The following is an 18099-nucleotide window of genomic DNA, read 5'->3' as shown; positions in this document are numbered from 1 at the left end:
ACGATGGCCTCATAGTTCGTTTTATGACGGATCGGGACGGCCCTCAGACCCATGGAAGCGAGCGACGTGGTCCGACGGCGATGTACGGTCGCGGCGGAACCGAACCGCGACGGTGGGGTGACGCTGTACGGCGTCGACGGGCGGGCCTACCAGGCTATCGACGCGAGTGAGGGGGTCTGCGAGCGGCTCCGGGAACTCGGTCGCGGAGACACCGTCACGGCCGTGCTGGAGCCGGTCCGATGTCGCGGCGACGGCTGGCGGATCGTCCGGCTCGACGGCGTCACCTCACGAGGCCACCCGCTCGAGCGGACGCCCTCGTCCTCGACGGACGGGGGCGTCGACGGACCGGAGCCCTGAGAGCGGCGCTGCTACGGACGCAGCCGAATCGCCGCGAACACATCGTTTTCAACCGGGCCCCCGTTAGCGGAGACATGACTCGCACGGCAGTGATCGCCGGCGTCGGTCCGGGGCTCGGGGAATCGCTCGCGCGGAAGCTCGCGGCGGAGGGGTGTCGGGTGGCCCTGTTCGCCCGCTCGACGGAGTACGTCGAGGCGCTCGCGGCCGACCTCCCCGACCCGGGGGAGGGGCTCGCGGTCACGACCGACCTCACCGACGTCGACGCGGTCCGGGACGGGTTCGAGACCGTCCGCGAGGCGTTCGGGCCGGTGGACGTCCTCGTCAACCACGCGAGCGCCGCGTCGTGGACCGGCCTGATGGACACGAGCGTCGAGGCGTTCGAGGAGGCGTGGGCGGTCAACGGCCGGGGCGCGTTCGTCTGCTCGCAAGAGGCCGTCGACGACATGCTCGAAACAGGCGGCGGGACGGTGATCTTCACGGGCGCGACCTCGGCGGTGCGGAGCCGCGGCGGCGCGATCGGGTTCACGGCCGCGAAGTTCGCCGCCCGCGGGATGGCGATGGACATCGCCCAGGAGTTCGGCGGCGAGGGCGTTCACGTCGCGCACGTCGTGATCGACGGACAGATCGACTCGCCCGACGCCCGCGAGCGCCAGCCCGACCGAGAGGCGGAGACGTTCCTCGACCCCGACGAGCTGGCCGAGACGTACTGGCATCTCGTCGAGCGGGACGACGTCGGCACGCAGCCGTTCGAGGTCCACGTCACGAACGGGCCGAACCCCTCGGAGTTCATCTAGCGACGCGGGCGCAGATGACGGGGCGTCTGGAACGACGCCGTGACGCGGTCGGAGTCGGACTCGGTGACGCGGTCGGAGTCGGGGTCGCAGTCGGGGGAGTACCGGGGCGACGCGTCTGTACGCCGGGGCGCACCGGTCGCCGGCGGTCCGAGGCGTCTGTCAGAACGTGATGATCTCGTCGTCGTCGTTCTCCGCGAACTCCGTGGCCGCCTCCGAGGCGTTCGCGAGGCGACCGTAGTCGGCGTGCGACTCGTCGCCGGCGAGGACCACGGTTGCGGCGCGTACCGTCGTGTGTCCGGATGAATCGCACTCGTACGAAACCCGACCGGGGCCGTGTGTTCGGACCGCCGGACCGACCACGAACGCGGGCAGACGGTCCCCGGACGGGTCCGACGCGACCCGTCCTCACCAGTCGCGCGACACCGGCGTCTCGCTCGCGTTGGCGTTCTCCAGCAGCCACGCCGCGGCCGCGTCGAGCGCGTCGTCGTCGGTCGCGGTCACCTTCAACCGGTTGTGGGCGGCCTCGCGGTCGGGGTAACAGCCGACGGCGACGTCGAACCGCTCGGCCGCCTCCGCTAAGGCGGCGATGATGTTCGACTCCGGCTCGACGGTGTACAGGAACCGCGAGCGACGGTCGCCCGCGAACTCGTCCCCGACCGTCTCGAACGTCGCCTTCAGCTCGTCCGGAATTCCCGGCATGACGTAGACGTTCTCGACGACGCAGCCCGGCGCGAGTCCCGCCTCGGTCACGAGCGGTCGGCTCCCAGCCGGGACCGCCGCCTCGGCCGCGACGTCGACGTCGAACTCGCGGTCGGGCACCCGCTCGCGGATCGCGGCCAGCCGCCGTTCGACCGACTCGCGCGTGAGGTCGGTGACGACCATCTCGCGGTCGAACGCGTCCGCGACCGCCTCCACCGTCACGTCGTCCGGGGTGCTCCCGATGCCGCCGGTGACGATCACCGCGTCGAAGTCGTCGGCGTACTCCCGGACGCGCGCCGCGATCTCGGCCCTCTCGTCCGGGATCGAGAGGATCCGCTTCACGGCGACGCCCCGGTCGCTCAGCTCCGCGGCGAGCCAGTTCGCGTTCGTGTTCACCGTGTCGCCCGAGAGCAGTTCGTCCCCGACCGTGATCAGCGCGACCTCCATCGATCGGCCGTACGGCCGGCCGACGGATGTACGTTTCCCGCGCCCGATCCGATCCAAATTATAATGAGGGATCGCGGCCTCGGTCGGGAGGTGACGCGCGATACCACGCGCCGCGCGGTCCTCGCGAGCGCCCTCGCGGCCGGCACGGCCGGGCTGGCGGCGAGCGACGCGGCCGACCTCCTCGACTCGTTCGCCCCGCTGTCCGGCGAGGCGTGGGACGCGGCCGACCGGTCGCTCCCGGAGACCGTCGAGAGCCCCCACGGGGCGGCGAGCGTCGCCCGCGACGAGTTCGGCGTCCCGCGGATCGAGGCGGACGAGGAGCCAGCCGCGTACTTCGCGGTCGGCTACTGCCAGGCGTTCGACCGGCTGTTCGCGATGGACCTCCAGCGCCGCGCCATGCGCGGCCGGCTCTCCGAGGTCGTCGGGGAGGCGACCCTCGACAGCGACGAGTTCAACGTCGCGATGGGGTTCGCCGACGCCGCCGAGGCCACGTGGGAGGTCGTGGCCGAGACCCGCGCCGGCCCCCTCGTCGAGGCGTTCGCGGACGGAGTCAACGCGGCGATGAGGGACCTGCCGCTCCCGCTTGAGTTCGAGCTGATCGGCTACGAGCCCGCGCCGTGGACCCCCGTCGACTCGATGCTGATGGAGAAACAGATCTCGTGGACGCTCACCGGGAACTTCGGCGAACTCCGGCGCGCGCTCGTCGCCGACCGCCTCGGTGCGGAGCGCGCGGCGACGCTGTTTCCGAGGCGGTACGACCACGACGAGACGATCCTCGACGGGACCGAGACGCGGCTGTCCGAAGCGGGGGCGTCCGCACTCCGCGGGGCCGACCGCGCTTCGGTCCGCTCGCCCGTCGATTCGCTCGGATCGACCGATCCGGTCGGCCCGGTGCTGACCGACTGGCTCTCCGGCTTCGAGTCCCCGACGGGCGTCGGCTCGAACAGCTGGGTCGTCTCGGGCGAGCACACCGCGAGCGGAACGCCGATCGTCGCGTACGACCCGCACCTCTCCTTACAGGCGCCGCCGCTGTGGTACGAGCAGTCGGTCGACACCCCCGAGCGGTCGGTCCGGGGCGCGACGTTCTCCGGCGTCCCGTTCGTCATCGCTGGCGCGAACGACCGCGGGGCCTGGTCGTTCACCAACCTCGGCGCCGACGTCCTCGACTGCTACCGGTACGAGATCGACGACGCGGGCGACCGCTACCGGTACGACGGCGAGTGGCGCCCGTTCGAGACCGACGAGCGCGAGGCGATCCCGGTCGCGGGCGGCGAGGACCGCGAGCTCCGCGTGCGCCGCACCGTCCACGGACCGCTGATCGAGCGCGAGGGGCGCACGGTCGGCGTCGCGTGGACCGGCCACACCGCGACGCGCACCACGGCCGCCATCGAGGCGTACGGGCGAAGCGAGGGGATCGACGACCTGCTGGAGGCGACCCGCGACTTCGATCTGCCGACCCAGAACCTCGTGTACGCGGACGCGGACGGGCGGACGCTCTACTTCGCGACCGGCCGGCTCCCGATCCGCCGTATCGACGGCGAGGTCGTCGCCGGGGATCGGATCTTCGACGGCTCCGCGGGCGAGGGGGAGTGGGAGGGGTTCGAGCCGTTCGGCGAGTCCTCGTGGGACGGCTTCGTCCCCTTCGCGGAGAAGCCGCACGCGATCGACCCCGACACCCTCTCGACGGCGAATCAGCGCCCGATCGACGACCCGGTCCACTACGTCGGCGTGCACTACGCGGCCCCGTACCGCGGCGCGCGGATCGCCGACCGGCTCGACGACGCCGACGACCCCGGGAGCGGGGCCGGCGCCACGGACCCCGACTTCCACCGCGCGCTCCAGAGCGACGTTCGCGACGGCCGCGCGCCGGAGTTCGTCCCCGAGTTGGTCGCCGCCGTCCGCGCCGGGGCCGACCCGGATCCGGCGCTCGTCGACGCCGCGAACGCGCTCGACGAGTGGGAGTACCGGATGCGGCGCGACTCCCGCGCCGCGCTGCTCTTCGCCCGCTACCTGCCGAAGTTCCGCGAGCGCGTCTTCGACCCGGCCTTCTCCGACGCCGACCTCGGGGAGGCGTACTACCCGAGCGACTGGACGCTCGCGCGCCTCCCCGGCGACGACCCGCTGTTCGACGGGCGTTCGCGTGCGGACCTCGCGGTCGAGGCCCTCCGCGACGCGCTCGACGAAACCGACGAGGCGGGCTGGGAGGCGTACGGGGACTACAACACCACCCGGGCGATGGACCACCCGCTGGGCGGTGAAGCGCCGTTCCTGAACTACGAGGAACTGCCCGCCGACGGCTCGTCCGCGACCGTGAAGAACTACCGCGTCGAGTCCGCCGTCGGGTCGAGCTGGCGCATGGTGGTGCGCCCGGGGACCGACGCGACGGCGGTCCTGCCGGGCGGGAACTCGGGCGACTACTTCTCGGAGCACTACGACGACCAGCTCCGGCGGTGGCTCGACAACGACCAGCGCCCGATGCCGCTCGGCGCCGGCGGCGGGCCGACGGTGCGGTTCGAGCCGACGGAGGAGTCGCGATGAGCGGCTCGCCCTCGCTCCTGGACCGCGTCAGGACGGAGCCGCGACCGCACGCCGTCGCGCTCGTCGCCGCGACGGCGGTCGGCGTCGCGCTCGCGTCGGCCCACTGGCTCGGGCTGATCGCGGCCGGTGCCCTCGCCTCGCTCGCGGCGCCGACGGTCCGTCGCGGCGTCGCGTACGCGCTCGGCGCCGGCGTGACCTCCCTCGTCGCGTTCGCGGTCTCGCTCGGCCCGGCGGCCGCCGCGGTGCCGGGGATGCGGCCGGTCGTGTACGTCGCGGTCGGCGCGGGGCTGGGGCTGCCCCTGTTCGGGTCAGTCGCGCGCGCCGTCGCGCCGTGAGGATCAGTCGAGCCGTTCCGGCTCGGTCACGGTCTCGTCGCTCTCGACGTTCCCCGTGTTGCGCGTCTCGCTCGGCTCGAACAGCACGACGTCGGCCTCGGGCTCCGCGACCGGACGGTGTTCGGTCCCGCGCGGGACGATCGTGAACTCTCCCGCCTCCAACACCGCGTCGGCCGCCTCGCGGAACTCGATCCGGAGCCGCCCGGAGTGGACGAAGAACAGCTCGTCGGCCGCCTCGTGTCGGTGCCAGACGAACTCGCCGTCCGCCTTCGCGAGCTTGACCGCCTGCCCGTTGAGTTCGCCCGCGAGCCGCGGCGACCACGTCTCGTCGAACGAGTCGAACGCCTCGGCGAGAGAGACCTTCTCCATGGCCACGCTCGGCGGCGGAGCGGTAAAGTTGCTGTCCACCGGCGCCGGCGATCGGGCGGCCGCGGGTTCGACGGCGAAGAGATATATACCGCTCCGGAGCGGTCCGAACCGCTCGGGCGGCCGCGATACCCCTCATATAAGCGTTTACTAGGAGGCTCGGCGTGCGGCGACGTATGGCAGCCACTCACGCGGACGAGGGGAACGACCCGGTCCGTGCGGCGCGGGCCGCCCTCCGGATCGAGCGCCGCCGGACCGTCGACGAGCGGGAGGCGCTTCGGGCGTTCCGCGGTCGCGTGTCGTCGATACCCGACGAGAGCGTGAGCACCGGTCCGTCGGACGCCTCGGGGGGTGACGGATTCGCCGGTGTCAGAGGCCTAGCCGGCGGTTCGGTGAAGGGTTCCGTCGGGGGCGCCGGCCGCGGGACCGCCTCTCCCGGCTCTCGACTCGTCGCGGTGCGGGACGCGTACCGAGCGACGGTGATGTCGGTCCCGCACTACGAGGCGGAGTACGACGACACCTACGAGCGGAGCGTCGTCGAGGAGTTCGGCCCCGAGCTCGCGTACGCGCTCACCAGGACGGACTACTTCCACGAGGAGTACAAGCGCTCCCTGCTGAGCGCCGCCGAGACCGCGGTCCAGGAGCGCGAAGCGTTCCTCGACGCGCTCGAATCGGAGACCGAGTCGGTCGAGCGCGCCGAGTCCCGACTCGACCCGATCCGGACGGAGATCGAAGCGATCCGCGACGAACTCGGCGGCGACGCCGAGCCCCGGAGCGAGAGCGACGACGAAACCGAGGCCGGAACGCCGGGGTTCGGCGCGCTGGACGCCTGTCGGACTCGAATCGAGGCGCTCCACGGGGACTGCGACCGGATCGCGGCCCGCCGCCAGCGCGTGCTCGCGGAGCACGAGCGGCGGCTCGCGCTGAGCGACGACGTCGACCTGCCGGCGTACTGCTACCAAGACCTCGACGTCACCTACCCGGTCCTCGCCGCGGTCGGCTCGGTCGGCGAGCGACTGGACGGGCTCCGCGACCGGATCGAGCGGGCGATGGCGCGGACGCGGTGAGCCGTCGGTCCGCTCCGTCGCGGCCGAGGACCCGGTAACATCCGTGTCCGCGCCGATTCAAGTCCCTGGGCCACGTATCGGGTACTATGACGGACGAATCCGATTCCACCGACGCCGGCGCCGAGGGCGCGGCGGGAGACGGCCCGACGCCCACCCCCGGAATCCACCACGTGACCTGCGTCGCGGGCGACCCCCAGCGGAACCTCGACTTCTGGGTCGAGACGCTCGGCCTCCGGCTGGTGAAGCGGTCGATCAACCAGGACGACCCCGGCACGTACCACTTCTTCTACGGGGACGCCGAGGGCACCCCCGGCACCAGCATGACGTTCTTCCCGTGGACCGACCTCCCCGAAGGCGAGGTCGGCGCCGGGCAGGTCTCCCGAACCGCGTTCCGCGTCCCCGAGGGGAGCCTCGGCTACTGGGAGGAGCGGTTCGACGAGCGCGGCGTCGACTACGACGCCCGCGAGGAGCGCTTCGGCGAGACGGTCCTCCCCTTCCGCGACCCCGACGGGCTCCCGGTCGAGCTGGTGGCCGTCGAGATCCCCGACGACGACCCGACGACCGCGTGGACCGCGTTCGTCCCCGAGTCGGCCGCGATCCGCGGCTTCCACTCGGTGACGCTGTGGCTCGACGACGCCGAGCGCACCGAGGGGCTCCTCGAAACGATGGGGCTGACCGAGTCCGAGTCCGGGGCGGACGCCGCGACCGGTAACGACCGAACTCGCTTCGCCGCGGGCGGCGCCGTGGGCAAGTACGTCGACGTCGTCGAGACGGACCGGCAGGGGAGCTCGGGCCGCGGCACCGTCCACCACGTCGCGTTCCAGACGCCGACCGACGCCGACCAGTCCGGGACGCGCGACGCGGTGGCGTCATTGGGATTACGCCCCACGGAACAGATCGACCGCCACTGGTTCCGTTCCGTCTACTTCCGCGAGTTCGCCGGCGTCCTCTTCGAGCTCGCCACCGCGGACCCGGGGTACGCGAGCGACGAACCGCTCGACGCGCTCGGGGAGCGCCTGGTGCTACCCGGGCGGTTCGAGGACCGCCGCGACGAGATCGAGGCCGGGCTCGACGACGTGACGGTGCCGAGGCCGGAGACGGAGTTCGCCGCGAACCGCGCCGACTGAGCGGCGTCTCGGCGCGCCACCCCGGGCTGAACGCGATCCCCCCGCCCGAGACCGATCCCGCCCGAGACCGATCCTTCTAATCGCGCGCGGTCGAACGGACCCCCATGACCGAGGATCTCGGCACGCCCGTGCTGGACGATCACCTCCACCTCGACCCGCGACACGGGCGGGGGATCGAGGCCGTCGAGGAGTTCGCGCGGCTCGGCGGCACCCACCTGCTCGTGGTGAACAAGCCCTCGTGGCTGCTCGGCGTCGAGCCCGACGAGCCCGAGGAGTTCCGGGCCGTCTTCGAGGAGACGCTGGAGACGGTCGCGGCCGCGACGGAGGCGCTTCCGGGGCGCGCGTGGCCCGTCCTCGGCGTCCACCCCGGCCTGATCAGCCGGCTGGTCGACGAGCGCGGCTTCTCGCCGGAGGACGCCCGCGACCTCATGCGCGGCGGCCTGGAGGTCGCGAGCGAGTACGTCGCGGACGGCGACGCGCTGGCGCTGAAGTCCGGACGCCCCCACTACGACGTGAGCGACGCGGTGTGGGAGGCGTCGAACGCGGTCACGCGCCGCGCGTTCGAGCTCGGCGCCGAAGTCGACTGCGCGGTCCAGCTCCACACCGAGGCCACGGAGGACCTGACCGACCTCGCCGCGGTCGCGGAGGCGGTCGGCCTCGACCCCGCGAACGTCGTCAAACACTACGCCGCCGGCGAGCTGGCGGGCGTCACGCCGAGCGTGATGAGCGACGAGGAGCGGTTAGAGCGCGCCGCCGAGTCGGGCGAGCCGTTCCTGATGGAGACCGACTACGTCGACGACCCGGACCGGCCGGGGATGGTCCTCGGGCCGAAGACCGTCCCGCGGCGGGTGCGCTGGCTGCTGGAAGAGGGGCACGAGGAGGCGGTCCGGCGCGCGCACGTCGAGACGCCCCGGGACGTGTACGGGATCGACACCGAGTCGACGCTCGAACGGGAGCCCTGAATCCGGGATTCTCACGGGTGAGACGCGGTCTCGCGCGGCGATCGATAGGAAAGGCATTTGAGTAGTCCGGGCGACGTACGGGACATGACCGACGACGACGCCGTCGAAACGTTCTATACCGACGAACGCTGGCAGAACTGGCTCGACAGGCTGGCCGAGGAGGACCTCGACCCCGAGAACGAGGACTCCGCGCGGCTCCTCCTCAACCTCCAGGACGACGCCGCCATCGCCGTGGTGAAGGTGCTGGCCGCGTTCGACGAGGACCGCATCGACGAGGACCGCGCCGTCGAGGAGATCCACGACATCCGCGACATCGTCCTCGCAGACGTCGACTTCGACGACGAGGACAAGGTGATGCTGATCGACGGCGTCCAGACCTCGCTCGTCCCCGTCTTCTACGCGGCCGAGGAGTACGTCGTCGGCGGCGTCGTGGAGGGCGACGTGAGCGAATTCGTGCGCGCGGCCGCCGAGGCCGAGGAGGGCGACGACCTCGACGCCGCGCTCGGCTACGTCGTCCAGGCCGGCACGCGCGTCATCGACGGCGAGGCGCTCGACATGGAGCTCGTCGAGGACCTGGCGTACGGGCTTGTCTCCGAATGGGTCAACGGGCTCGACTCGCTCCAGTCGGCCATCGAGGACCCGGAAGTCGTCGAGGAAGAGGACTAACGGCGTCGGCGGACCCGTCCCCGCCGGGTCGATCGAAGTGAAGTGTTTTCAGCGCACGTAGCGTCCGGTCCGTATGGTGACTCTCGCGGCCGGGGTGGCGATCGCGCTGCTCGTCGTCTGGACGGCCAGCTCGTTCGTCCCGCTCGTGCCGGGCGGCGTCCTCGCGGCGCTGACCGTCGTCGGCTACGCGTACACCACCGGGTTCGCGGAGCCGAGCCTCGCCGTGGCGGTCGCGCTCGTCGTCGTCTCGCTTTTCGCCGCCGCCGCGGACGTCGCGTCGGGGATGGTCTCCGGGCGGCTCGGCGGGGCCTCGACCCGGACGGTCGTCGTCGGGACGCTGGTCGGGATCGCGCTCCTGATCCCGCTCGGCCCGATCGGGCTCGTCGTCGGATTGGGGGGCACCGTCTTCGTCGCCGCCCTCGACGAGCACGACGGCGACACGCGCGAGGCCGCTCGGCAGGCGGCCTACGCGGCCGTCGGCGCCCTCGCCAGCGCGTTCGTCCAGGCCGTCCTGCTCGCCGGCGTCACGGTCGCGTTCGCGCTGGCGGTCCGCTGAGGACGGACGCCGAGTTCACGCCGCGACGGAGAACAACAGCAGGTTGTGCGCCGCCGGGCCCAGCCCCATCGCCGCGACGAAGCCTAAGAGGAGGTACCCCTCCGCCGGCTCCTCGCGGACGTACGCCGCGAACAGCCACACGACGGCGCTCGCGACCGCGAGCTTCACGAGCAGGAACAGCCACCCCTCGCCCAACACCGGCACCGGGGGGATCCCGCCGAGTTCCAGGAGGATCCGCGATATCGGCGTGCGCTCGCCGAAGCCGAGCTGGGTCGTGCCGACCGCGGTCGAGACGCCGTCGAGCGCGTGGCCGAACAGCGCGAGGGCGCCGACGCCGCCGGTGACCGCGACCTCGGGCCGGAGGCGCGTCAGGCCGGCCCAGGCGGCGCCGGTGATCGGGAGGGCGAGCGCGAGCGCGACCGCCGACCAGCGCGCGCCGGCGAGAGAGAGCCCGGTCCCGAGGGCGACGGCGACGACGGGGAGGAGGCAGAGCGCGCCCGCGGCCGCGAGGGCCGTCGCCACCCGGTCCGGGCGAGCGGCGGCGGCGGCGAGCCACGCCGCGCCCGCCAGCGACCCCACCGTGAGATAGACGGTCGGAGATCCGGCGAACGGGGCGAGGAGGGGCGGGAGCGCGTCGACGACGTAGAGGACGTGGGCCGCGGAGCCGAGCGCCATCCACGGGGCGAGCGCGAGCACGCGCCGGGCGGTGACCCGCGGGCGCCGGCGGCGGAGCGCGGCGACGACCCCGCCGGTCGCGAGCAGGACGACGAGGAGGTGGGGGAGGGGGGGTAGCGTCGTTCCCGCCGGGAGGAGGCCGCCGACCATCAGACGGACAACACGGGCTGGCTCGCGTACAGCAGGACGTACTCCGCGGCCTTCCCCAGCACCTCGCCGGGATCGCCGGAGACCGGCTCGCGCGGGACGACGATGAAGTCCGACTCCAGCTCCTCGGCGGTGTCGAGGACGACGCTCCCGGGGTGGACGGTCTTCACCGACGTGGAGAAGCCGTAGGCGATGGAGTTGCTGTGGGGGACCTCGGCAGCCTCCGCGCGGCGCGCGACGGAGTCGGTGAACGCCTCGGAGTCGGCGGCCACCTCGCTCTCGTCGACCACGCCGTGGTCGATGGCGCGGACGACCTCCTCGTCGAGCACGTACAGCGCGTGGACGCCGGCGCCGTACTCGCTCGCGAGCGCGATGGCGTAATCGACCGCCTCGTGTGACTCCTCGCTGCCGTCGACGGGCACGAGGACGAGGTCGATATCGAGATCGGTCATACCCTGGCCGTCGGCGGGGGAGGTCAAAAAGCCCGCCGTAACGGCGCGGTCGGGGACGCGGAAACCGACACCGGCGGCCCCGGCGGTCGCTGCCGCCGGCGGCCGCTCGGGGACCGGTTCAGAAGCGAGAGAGCTTCCGCTGGCCGGCCTCCCGGCGCTCGGCGGGCGGGACGTTCGTCGCGACGATCTCGTCGACGGCGTCCCGGTTGTCGGCGTCGCTGTTGATCGCGCGTGTCGCGTCTTCGCGGTCGACGCGGAACCCCGCGTCGGCGTACGCGTCGTACATCACGCCGCTGTTCGAGAGCACGACCCACACCCCGGCGTCGTCGAGTTCGCCGGCGACGTCGAGCAGGCGGCGCTGGTCCTCGCGGTCGAACCCCGACGCGCTGTACTCGTTGAAGTTCGCGGTCGCGCTCATCGGCTCGTACGGCGGGTCGAAGTAGACCAGATCGCCCGGTTCCGCCGCGTCGAGGACGTACGCGAAGTCTCCCCGTCGGATCTCGGCGTCGGCCAGCAGATCGCTCGCGCGCCGGACGCGGTCTCGCTGAACCCAGTCGGGGTCGACGTACCGCCCGACCGGGACGTTGAATCCGCCGTCCGCGTTCTCGCGGTAGAGGCCGTTGTAGCAGGTGCGGTTGAGGTAGAGGAGGAGGGCGGCCTCTTCGAGCGGGTCGAACTCCCCCTCGTACGGGCGGCGGTTGAACCGCGCGCGCTGTTGGTAGTAGTAGCTGTCGACGGCCTGACCGCGCGCGGTCTCCGCGGCGTACGGGAACTCCGGGTCGGGGTCGCTCTCGGGGTCGTCGAACGAGGCCAGCCGAGAGAGCAGTTCGTCGGGGCGGTCGCGGACCTGCTCGTAGAAGTTCACGAGCCGCGGGTTCGCGTCGTTGATCGTCGCGTGCGGCGGTTCCAGGTCGAAGAAGACGGCGCCGCCGCCGACGAACGGCTCGTGGTACCGGCCGAAGGAGGACGGGAACCGGGCGTACAGCTCGTCGAGCAGCTGCCGTTTCCCGCCCGCCCACTTGAGGATCGGCTCGGCCATCGCTGTCGGGTGTCGCTCGCGCCCGGACAAAAACGTCCCGGGCCGCGCCGGCGGCGGGGCCTCGTGCCGGGGCGCGCGATCGGTCGGAGCGTCAGTCGTCGGAGGGCTCCGGCTCCGGCATCGGGAGGTCGTCGACGTGGGCCGCGGCCTCCTCGAAGTTGGGGCCGGGTTCGACGGTCCCGGCCTCCCGGTCCCACTCGATGTAGCCGGCCTCCTCTAAGGCCGGCAGGTGCGTCTCGCGGAGCTCGGCGGCGATCTCGTCGGCCCGGCCGCGAACGCGCAGATCTGCGACCGTCTCGACGGTGTCGTCGGCGAGGCCGGCGACCGCGCGCCTGCGCTCCGGGGCGGAAACGACGAGCGCTGGATCGGTAGTGGGAGTGTCGGGTGTCATCGTGTGTCTCTGTCCGTATCTACGGGACGACTCGAACCGGAATAAAGCCACCGCCGAACGCGGTGCCGGTCCGGCGTCGCCGCCGGCGGAGCGCGACCCCCGACGCCGGAACCGCGAGCGGCGTCCGCGCCCACCGGGAACCCCCGACCACCGGGCGGGATCGGCGCCACCGACCGACGTATGTCACAGATATATGAGAAGTGTACTAACCGTTCCCATGGTACCACTTACACGGCATGAACGACCGTTTTAGATGTTTTCCGTGCGTGAGTGTTGGTACCATTTCTCAAAACTTATTTGGAATATGAAAGGTTTTAGTCGTCGGAGCGTGTAGGGTGAGATATGAATCAAGGCTCCATGATCTCGGCGGACCAGCACCGACGGATCGGCTCCGAATCGCCGCCGGGCAGTCGCTCGCCGCTGGGAACCCTCGCGTTCCTCGCGCTCATCGTCGTTCCGTTCGTCGCGTTCGCGTACCCGGTGGCGAGCGTCGCGCTGTTGACCGGCACCGTCGCGCTCGCCGTCCTCTCGCGGTCCGTCCTGCGGACCCTGCGCCGACGCAGCGGACGGGTTCAGACGCTCACGCTCCCCGGTCTGGGCACGGTCGAGTACCGAATCACGACGAACTGACGCGACCGCCCGGCCGCCGGCCGAGGCGTCGCGGAACCGCTTTTTCGAAAAGCCGCCGTTCTCGGAGCGGCGCCGCCGCGTCCGACCGCGGCGCCATCCCCGAATCTCTCGTTTCCCGCTCCTCCCTAGATCCGGTACGCGACGCGCTCGCCGGCGTCGAGCCCGTTCGCGATCGCGGCGTGGAGGCGTCCCTCGCCGGCGACCCAGTCGCCGAGGAGGTACAGCCCCACGTCGCGCGCCGAGTCGACGGGACCGCGGTCGACGCCGCCCTCGGGGAGCGCGTAGCGCCATCCCTGATGGTCGGTCCACGCCGGGTCGGCCAGCCGATCGTCGCCGATGATGTCGGCCGCGTGGGCCGCCAGCGCGTCGACGTTCTGGGCCGGGTCGTCGTCGTAGTGCGCGGCGGACCACGCGCCGTTCGCTTGGACGACGAGCAGCGTCTCCCCGTCGGGGACGTGGCCGGCCTTACACTCCTCGCGGGAGATCCAGCCGACCGCGTGCTCCTTGTCGGTGTTGACGAGCGCGTAGTAGGGAACGTCGAGCGAGAACGGGTAGTGGAGGACCGCGGTCCAGACGCTCCCGTACTCGACCCTCCCGACGGCCTCGACGAGCGTCTCGCGGAGCGGGTCGTCCCACTCGGCCGTCCGGAGCAGCTCGGCCGTCTGCGGGGCCGGCGGATTCAACAGCAGCGCGTCGAACGGCCCGTGCGTCTCGCCGTCCGCGTCGTCGAGTTCCCAGCGATCGTCGCCGTTCGCTTCGTCTGCGCCCCCGCCCGCGCCGCCCGCACCGTCGACCCGCCGCACCGTCTCGACCCGGGTGCGTCGGTGGACGGTCGCGTCGGTGCGGCCGAACAACCGCTTCGCGATCTGTGTGAGCCCCCGCCGGTAGCTCCACTTGTGGTCGTCGGCGTCGCGGCCCGGGGACACCGCTCCGTCCGCCTCGAAGGTGTACACCGGATCGGTCACGTCGACGAGCCCCTCGTCGTCGAGCGTCTCGGTGATCAGTTCGACGACGCGGTCGTCGTCGCTTTTCAGGTAGTTCGCCCCGTAGTCGTACGTGAGGTCGTCGTGGCGGCGGGTCGCCGCGCGCCCGCAGAGGCCGCCGGACTTCTCGAGGACGGTCACGTCCGCGTCGGGCACGGTGCTGTCGATCACGAACGCCGCCGCGGCCGCCCCGGCGCCCGCGCCGACGATGCCTACGTGGGTCACACCGATCGTTGGGCTCCGATCCACTTAATCGGTCGCGTGGCGGCGACCGCGGCGTCGAGGACGCGGTGACGGAGCGAAACGCCGGACGCGGGCCGGGACCGAGTCGGAGTGACGGAGGCGGTCGAGCCCGGGTCGGCGGGCGGCGCCGATCACCGCGAGGTCGGCGTCGTGCGAGTCGGCGCGGGGGACCGACCGCAACGACGCGTTTTAGTCGACGAGTGCGGTGAGTGAAAACGAGCGGCCCGCCCCGCGACGGACGGAGAGACGGGCGCGGGGACGCGGACCGACACGGGACACGCACGTCATGACACAGACCGACAGCACGCGGACGACGAACGACGATGGGTGAGGGCGAACCGACGGCGGAGGACGCCGATGGGGAAGCGGAGGGAGCGGCGACGGCCGGCGGCGTCGACTACGCCGCGCGCGCGGCCGACACCCTCGGCTTCTCGCGGTGGTGGCAGATCGCCGCCGCCGCCGGGATGATGGCCGCGGTGAGCCCGTACCAGTACGTCTGGTCGTCGATCTCGCCGGCGCTCTCGGAGGGCCTCGACATCGCGCTCCCGGCGCTCGGCGCGGTGTTCTCGTTTTACGTGGTGTTCCAGTCGCTCTCGCAGTTCCCCGCGGGAAAGTGGCGGGACAGCCGCGGCCCGGGTGCGCTCACGTTCCTCGCGGCGATCCTGGCCGGCGGCGGGTACGTCGGGCTCGCGTACGCGACGAGCCTCTGGCAGCTGTACCTGCTGTACTCGCTGGGCGCGGTCGGCGTCGGCATCGTCTACACCGTCGCGGTCAACACCGCGGTCAAGTGGTTCCCCGACCGAACGGGGCTGACGACCGGGGTCGGGACGATGGCGTTCGCCGCCGGGAGCGCCCTCGTCGTCCCGTACGTTCGCGCGAACGCGACCGTGACGGCGTACAGCGACGTGCTCCGCAACATCGGGATCGGGATCCTGGTCGTGACGCTGGTCGGGTCGCTCCTCCTCCGAGACCCCCCGAAGGACTGGCTGGATCGGGCGGACGGCGACGACGACGGCGACGAGGGCCTCGCGGCGTCGATCCGCGGCCGAAACTACTCGACGCGAGAGATGCTCACGACGTGGCAGTTCTGGCTCCTGTACGCGATGTTCATCGCGATGGCGAGCGCCGACCTCCTGGTCATCGCGAACGTGGTCCGGTTCGCGGAGAACTTCGGGCTCGCGGCGCTCGTCGCGACGCTGTCGGCGACCCTGCTGCCCGTCGCGGCAGGCGTCTCGCGGCTGATCCTCGGCGAGGCGACCGACCGCTTCAGCCGCAAGCGCGTGATGGCGGGCTCGTTCCTCCTCGCCGGGCTGTTCCGGATCGGCCTCGTCGGCGCCGGCGAGGCGGGCAACGGCGCCGTCTTCGTCGCGTTCGTCCTCGGAGCGATGTTCTTCTCCTCGCCGCTGTACGTCTTCTTCCCGTCGCTCCTGGCCGACTACTACGGCGCGGCCAACTCCTCCGGCAACTACGCGGTCCTGTACACCGCGAAGGTCGGCGGCGGCGTCTTCTCCGGCGTCGTCGCCGGCTACCTCGTCGCGGCCCTCGGCTGGAACCCGACGTTCCTCCTCGGCGGCGGGCTGGCGGTCGCCGCGGGACTGGCGACCTTCGCCCTCCGGCCGCCGAGCGGGTCCGGCCTGGAAACGGTCGAGCCGGCGGCCGCGGACTGAACGAGCGGCCTCGGAGTCGGGCGTTTCGGCCCCGCCCCCTACCGCGTTCTCCGACGGACGGCGAGCGACCAGAGCCCGACCGCGGCGCCGCCGGTCGCGAGCACCGCGTTGACGCCGCTCGGTTCGAGCCCGAACGGCGTGAACGCCGGCGCTATCGACGCGTGGAGCAGGAAGCCGACCCCGAACGCGGCGGCGACGCGTCGCGGGCGAAACACCCACGCGTCGGTGTCCCGCTCCGGGGTGCCGAAGACGCGGTCGCCGGAGGCGACGAGGACGTGCCCGACCCCGAACACGAGGCCGAGGGCGACCGAACCGGCGAAGTCGACGGCGACGCTCGTCGCGAGGGCGCGGTACCACAGCACGTGCGCGAGCCGCGCGGCCGCGCCGAGCGTGACGGCGAGCGCGAGGTCGAAGGCGACGACCGCGACGCCGCGCGGCGTCACGGGAGCCTCCCGACCACGGCGTGGAACGGGTCCTCCCCCGGCCGCTCCGCGATCCGCTCGGTGACCTCGAACCCGCCCGCGGCGAGGTATTCCTCGACGAGGTCGGCGCGCTCGGCCATCGAAGCGGCGCGCCACGCGCGCACGGCCTTCGTCGGGAACATGCGGTTCGAGAAGCTCACGACGACCGTTCCGCCGGGGGCGAGGACGCGGGCGAACTCCGCGGACACGGCCCCGGGATACTGGAGGTACTGGACCGACAGCGCACAGCAGACGACGTCGAAGGCGTCGTCGTCGAACGGGAGCGACCGATCGGCGTTGAGGTCGGTGACGACGAACTCGTCGAGCCGGTCGTTCGCGGCCAGCTCGGCCTCGTTGAGCCCGTGGCCGACGACGCGCTCGTAGTCGGTGTCGGGCAGGTGCGACACCCAGCTGCTCATCGCGTCGAGGACGCGGTCGCCGGGCTCGGTGACGGAGTCGTACAGCTCGGTCAGCCGCGCGAGGAACGCGTCGTCGGCGTGGGTGACGAACCGCGGCTCGTCGTAGAACGTCCCGTCCGGCCGGTCGTCGCGCTTGCGGCGGTCGAGATCCGAGAGGACGGTCGTCACGGTACCGGACTGTGGGGAGCGGGACAAAAGAGCGCGTCGCCGTCGCGGGGCGGCACCCGCGCCTCGCTCGCCGTCCACACCCCGCCTTCCGCCGGTCCCCTCCACCGGACGGCTTTTGCCGACGGAGATTTTACCAGTTGGTAATGGACTCCACCACGACCACCGACCGCGGGCTCTACCCCGCGCCCCGATCCGACATCTTTCAGGACCAGGGGAAGTTCCGCACTCGGTTCAACTTCCCCGGCCGCAACCTCCCGGACCACGACGACCACGGCTACGGCCCGCTGTCGACGGTCGTCGAGTCGTTCATGGACCCCGGCACGCTGATCCGGATGCACCAGCACCGCGACGAGGAGATCGTCTCGTGGGTGCCCGCGGGCGTGATGCGCCACGACGACCGCGAGGGAAACGAGCTCGTCACGGACGCCGACCACCTGCTCGTGATGAACGCCGGCGAGGGGTTCTGGCACGCCGAGGAGACGCTCGCGGACGACCCGCCGCTCCGGATGCTCCAGATCTTCGTCCGCCCGCGGGAGCTCGGCTTAGCGCCCGGGATCCAGCACGGCCCGCTGCCGGACCCCGAGCCGAACGAGTGGCGCCGCGTGTTCGCGCCCGCGGGCGCGGATCACCCGTTCACCGTGCGCAACGCGGTCGACTGCTACGACGTTCGACTCGACGCGAACGAAGGCGCGACGCTCCCGGCGGCCGGGGAACGAGACGCCTACGCGTACGTCTTCGAGGGGTCGGTCGACGTCGGCGGCGCCGCCCTCGACGAGACGGAGAGCGTCCTGTGGACCGGCGACGGCGCCCCGCCGACCGTGACCGCGGGCGGCGAGGGCGCGACGGTCGTCGCCTTCCTCGTCGACCCCGACGCGCCCGTCACGCGGCAGGGGACGATCGGGCGGTAGGG

Annotated in this window: 21 protein-coding genes; 12 read left to right on the top strand and 9 right to left on the bottom strand. The window is 72.2% G+C overall.

The features are described 5' to 3' along the window. Positions 1–51: 51 nt before the first annotated feature. Positions 52–357 (top strand): hypothetical protein, encoded by a 306-nt coding sequence (locus EXE42_RS03890; RefSeq protein ID WP_137705933.1) that lies wholly within the window; start codon positions 52–54, stop codon positions 355–357. Positions 358–431: 74 nt separating this feature from the next. Beyond that, a complete protein-coding gene (locus EXE42_RS03885; RefSeq protein ID WP_092923727.1) occupies positions 432–1151 on the top strand; it encodes an SDR family NAD(P)-dependent oxidoreductase in 720 nt (239 codons plus the stop codon). A 405-nt stretch (positions 1152–1556) separates the two neighbouring features. Here the strand turns inward: EXE42_RS03885 and EXE42_RS03880 are convergent, their stop codons facing one another. Next, on the bottom strand, positions 1557–2297 hold the full coding sequence (locus EXE42_RS03880) for a molybdopterin-binding protein (RefSeq protein WP_092923724.1): 741 nt from the start codon (positions 2295–2297) through the stop codon (positions 1557–1559). 90 nt (positions 2298–2387) lie between these two features. Between EXE42_RS03880 and EXE42_RS03875 the strand changes: the two genes are divergently transcribed. Beyond that, positions 2388–4835: a penicillin acylase family protein gene (locus EXE42_RS03875; RefSeq protein ID WP_137705932.1), complete on the top strand. Its 2448-nt coding sequence runs from the start codon at positions 2388–2390 to the stop codon at positions 4833–4835. Continuing rightward, positions 4832–5170, top strand: a complete 339-nt coding sequence (locus EXE42_RS03870; protein WP_092923721.1) for a hypothetical protein — start codon at positions 4832–4834, stop codon at positions 5168–5170. The genes EXE42_RS03875 and EXE42_RS03870 overlap by 4 nt, the downstream gene beginning before the upstream one ends. A 3-nt stretch (positions 5171–5173) precedes the next feature. On the opposite strand, the gene EXE42_RS03865 is transcribed toward EXE42_RS03870, so the two are convergent. Then, entirely contained in the window at positions 5174–5539 is a 366-nt protein-coding gene (locus EXE42_RS03865) for a cupin domain-containing protein (protein ID WP_137694442.1), read from the bottom strand. Positions 5540–5712: 173 nt separating this feature from the next. On the opposite strand from EXE42_RS03865, the gene EXE42_RS03860 reads away from it, so the two are divergent. The 5 genes from EXE42_RS03860 to EXE42_RS03840 all read left to right on the top strand — a co-directional run bounded on the left by EXE42_RS03860 (position 5713) and on the right by EXE42_RS03840 (position 9914). Continuing rightward, positions 5713–6603, top strand: a complete 891-nt coding sequence (locus EXE42_RS03860; protein WP_092923715.1) for a hypothetical protein — start codon at positions 5713–5715, stop codon at positions 6601–6603. An 86-nt stretch (positions 6604–6689) separates the two neighbouring features. Then, positions 6690–7730 carry a ring-cleaving dioxygenase gene (locus EXE42_RS03855; protein WP_092923712.1) on the top strand — a complete coding sequence of 347 codons (1041 nt, stop codon included), beginning with the start codon at positions 6690–6692 and terminating at the stop codon, positions 7728–7730. A 104-nt stretch (positions 7731–7834) separates the two neighbouring features. Next, the gene (locus tag EXE42_RS03850) at positions 7835–8692 is read left to right on the top strand and encodes a TatD family hydrolase (protein ID WP_137705931.1); all 858 of its coding nucleotides are present in this window, start codon (positions 7835–7837) and stop codon (positions 8690–8692) included. Positions 8693–8776: 84 nt separating this feature from the next. Further along, the gene (locus EXE42_RS03845) at positions 8777–9358 is read left to right on the top strand and encodes a DUF2150 family protein (protein ID WP_137694441.1); all 582 of its coding nucleotides are present in this window, start codon (positions 8777–8779) and stop codon (positions 9356–9358) included. 73 nt (positions 9359–9431) lie between these two features. Then, a complete protein-coding gene (locus tag EXE42_RS03840; RefSeq protein ID WP_092923701.1) occupies positions 9432–9914 on the top strand; it encodes a DUF456 family protein in 483 nt (160 codons plus the stop codon). A 15-nt stretch (positions 9915–9929) separates the two neighbouring features. Here EXE42_RS03840 and EXE42_RS03835 read toward each other — a convergent pair whose 3' ends face one another. The 4 genes from EXE42_RS03835 to EXE42_RS03820 all read right to left on the bottom strand — a co-directional run bounded on the left by EXE42_RS03835 (position 9930) and on the right by EXE42_RS03820 (position 12618). Beyond that, positions 9930–10739, bottom strand: coding sequence for a DUF63 family protein (locus tag EXE42_RS03835; RefSeq protein ID WP_137705930.1), 810 nt, complete (start codon positions 10737–10739; stop codon positions 9930–9932). Continuing rightward, complete coding sequence (locus tag EXE42_RS03830) at positions 10739–11188, bottom strand: universal stress protein (RefSeq protein WP_092923695.1); 450 nt, start codon at positions 11186–11188, stop codon at positions 10739–10741. The genes EXE42_RS03835 and EXE42_RS03830 overlap by 1 nt, the downstream gene beginning before the upstream one ends. Positions 11189–11306: 118 nt before the next feature. Beyond that, positions 11307–12227 carry a Dam family site-specific DNA-(adenine-N6)-methyltransferase gene (locus EXE42_RS03825; protein WP_137694897.1) on the bottom strand — a complete coding sequence of 307 codons (921 nt, stop codon included), beginning with the start codon at positions 12225–12227 and terminating at the stop codon, positions 11307–11309. A 91-nt stretch (positions 12228–12318) separates the two neighbouring features. Beyond that, the gene (locus EXE42_RS03820) at positions 12319–12618 is read right to left on the bottom strand and encodes a hypothetical protein (protein WP_137705929.1); all 300 of its coding nucleotides are present in this window, start codon (positions 12616–12618) and stop codon (positions 12319–12321) included. A 342-nt stretch (positions 12619–12960) separates the two neighbouring features. On the opposite strand from EXE42_RS03820, the gene EXE42_RS03815 reads away from it, so the two are divergent. Continuing rightward, on the top strand, positions 12961–13248 hold the full coding sequence (locus EXE42_RS03815; RefSeq protein ID WP_137694898.1) for a hypothetical protein: 288 nt from the start codon (positions 12961–12963) through the stop codon (positions 13246–13248). Between the two features lie 125 nt (positions 13249–13373). On the opposite strand, the gene EXE42_RS03810 is transcribed toward EXE42_RS03815, so the two are convergent. After that, positions 13374–14456 (bottom strand): NAD(P)/FAD-dependent oxidoreductase, encoded by a 1083-nt coding sequence (locus tag EXE42_RS03810; RefSeq protein WP_137705928.1) that lies wholly within the window; start codon positions 14454–14456, stop codon positions 13374–13376. A 341-nt stretch (positions 14457–14797) separates the two neighbouring features. Between EXE42_RS03810 and EXE42_RS03805 the strand changes: the two genes are divergently transcribed. Continuing rightward, positions 14798–16141 (top strand): OFA family MFS transporter, encoded by a 1344-nt coding sequence (locus EXE42_RS03805; protein WP_137705927.1) that lies wholly within the window; start codon positions 14798–14800, stop codon positions 16139–16141. 38 nt (positions 16142–16179) lie between these two features. On the opposite strand, the gene EXE42_RS03800 is transcribed toward EXE42_RS03805, so the two are convergent. Together EXE42_RS03800 and EXE42_RS03795 are read right to left on the bottom strand one after the other, a co-directional pair. Next, the gene (locus EXE42_RS03800; protein WP_137705926.1) at positions 16180–16584 is read right to left on the bottom strand and encodes a hypothetical protein; all 405 of its coding nucleotides are present in this window, start codon (positions 16582–16584) and stop codon (positions 16180–16182) included. Next, on the bottom strand, positions 16581–17189 hold the full coding sequence (locus EXE42_RS03795; protein ID WP_137705925.1) for a class I SAM-dependent methyltransferase: 609 nt from the start codon (positions 17187–17189) through the stop codon (positions 16581–16583). The genes EXE42_RS03800 and EXE42_RS03795 overlap by 4 nt, the downstream gene beginning before the upstream one ends. Before the next feature lie 143 nt (positions 17190–17332). On the opposite strand from EXE42_RS03795, the gene EXE42_RS03790 reads away from it, so the two are divergent. Then, positions 17333–18097, top strand: coding sequence for a pirin family protein (locus EXE42_RS03790; RefSeq protein WP_137705924.1), 765 nt, complete (start codon positions 17333–17335; stop codon positions 18095–18097). Positions 18098–18099 lie beyond the last annotated feature (2 nt).

Source organism: Halorubrum sp. SP3, from assembly GCF_005435195.1.
Taxonomy (GTDB): Archaea; Halobacteriota; Halobacteria; order Halobacteriales; family Haloferacaceae; genus Halorubrum; species Halorubrum sodomense.
This window is presented reverse-complemented; position numbering and strand designations above follow the sequence as displayed.

Coding starts and splice junctions, on each gene's coding strand:
- EXE42_RS03865 (WP_137694442.1), bottom strand. CDS start 5,539: ATGGAGAAGGTCTCTCTCGCCGAGGCGTTCGACTCGTTCGACGAGACG.
- EXE42_RS03885 (WP_092923727.1), top strand. CDS start 432: ATGACTCGCACGGCAGTGATCGCCGGCGTCGGTCCGGGGCTCGGGGAA.
- EXE42_RS03840 (WP_092923701.1), top strand. CDS start 9,432: ATGGTGACTCTCGCGGCCGGGGTGGCGATCGCGCTGCTCGTCGTCTGG.
- EXE42_RS03805 (WP_137705927.1), top strand. CDS start 14,798: ATGGGTGAGGGCGAACCGACGGCGGAGGACGCCGATGGGGAAGCGGAG.
- EXE42_RS03880 (WP_092923724.1), bottom strand. CDS start 2,297: ATGGAGGTCGCGCTGATCACGGTCGGGGACGAACTGCTCTCGGGCGAC.
- EXE42_RS03790 (WP_137705924.1), top strand. CDS start 17,333: ATGGACTCCACCACGACCACCGACCGCGGGCTCTACCCCGCGCCCCGA.
- EXE42_RS03820 (WP_137705929.1), bottom strand. CDS start 12,618: ATGACACCCGACACTCCCACTACCGATCCAGCGCTCGTCGTTTCCGCC.
- EXE42_RS03870 (WP_092923721.1), top strand. CDS start 4,832: ATGAGCGGCTCGCCCTCGCTCCTGGACCGCGTCAGGACGGAGCCGCGA.
- EXE42_RS03835 (WP_137705930.1), bottom strand. CDS start 10,739: ATGGTCGGCGGCCTCCTCCCGGCGGGAACGACGCTACCCCCCCTCCCC.
- EXE42_RS03830 (WP_092923695.1), bottom strand. CDS start 11,188: ATGACCGATCTCGATATCGACCTCGTCCTCGTGCCCGTCGACGGCAGC.
- EXE42_RS03855 (WP_092923712.1), top strand. CDS start 6,690: ATGACGGACGAATCCGATTCCACCGACGCCGGCGCCGAGGGCGCGGCG.
- EXE42_RS03860 (WP_092923715.1), top strand. CDS start 5,713: ATGGCAGCCACTCACGCGGACGAGGGGAACGACCCGGTCCGTGCGGCG.
- EXE42_RS03825 (WP_137694897.1), bottom strand. CDS start 12,227: ATGGCCGAGCCGATCCTCAAGTGGGCGGGCGGGAAACGGCAGCTGCTC.
- EXE42_RS03890 (WP_137705933.1), top strand. CDS start 52: ATGGAAGCGAGCGACGTGGTCCGACGGCGATGTACGGTCGCGGCGGAA.
- EXE42_RS03850 (WP_137705931.1), top strand. CDS start 7,835: ATGACCGAGGATCTCGGCACGCCCGTGCTGGACGATCACCTCCACCTC.
- EXE42_RS03845 (WP_137694441.1), top strand. CDS start 8,777: ATGACCGACGACGACGCCGTCGAAACGTTCTATACCGACGAACGCTGG.
- EXE42_RS03815 (WP_137694898.1), top strand. CDS start 12,961: ATGAATCAAGGCTCCATGATCTCGGCGGACCAGCACCGACGGATCGGC.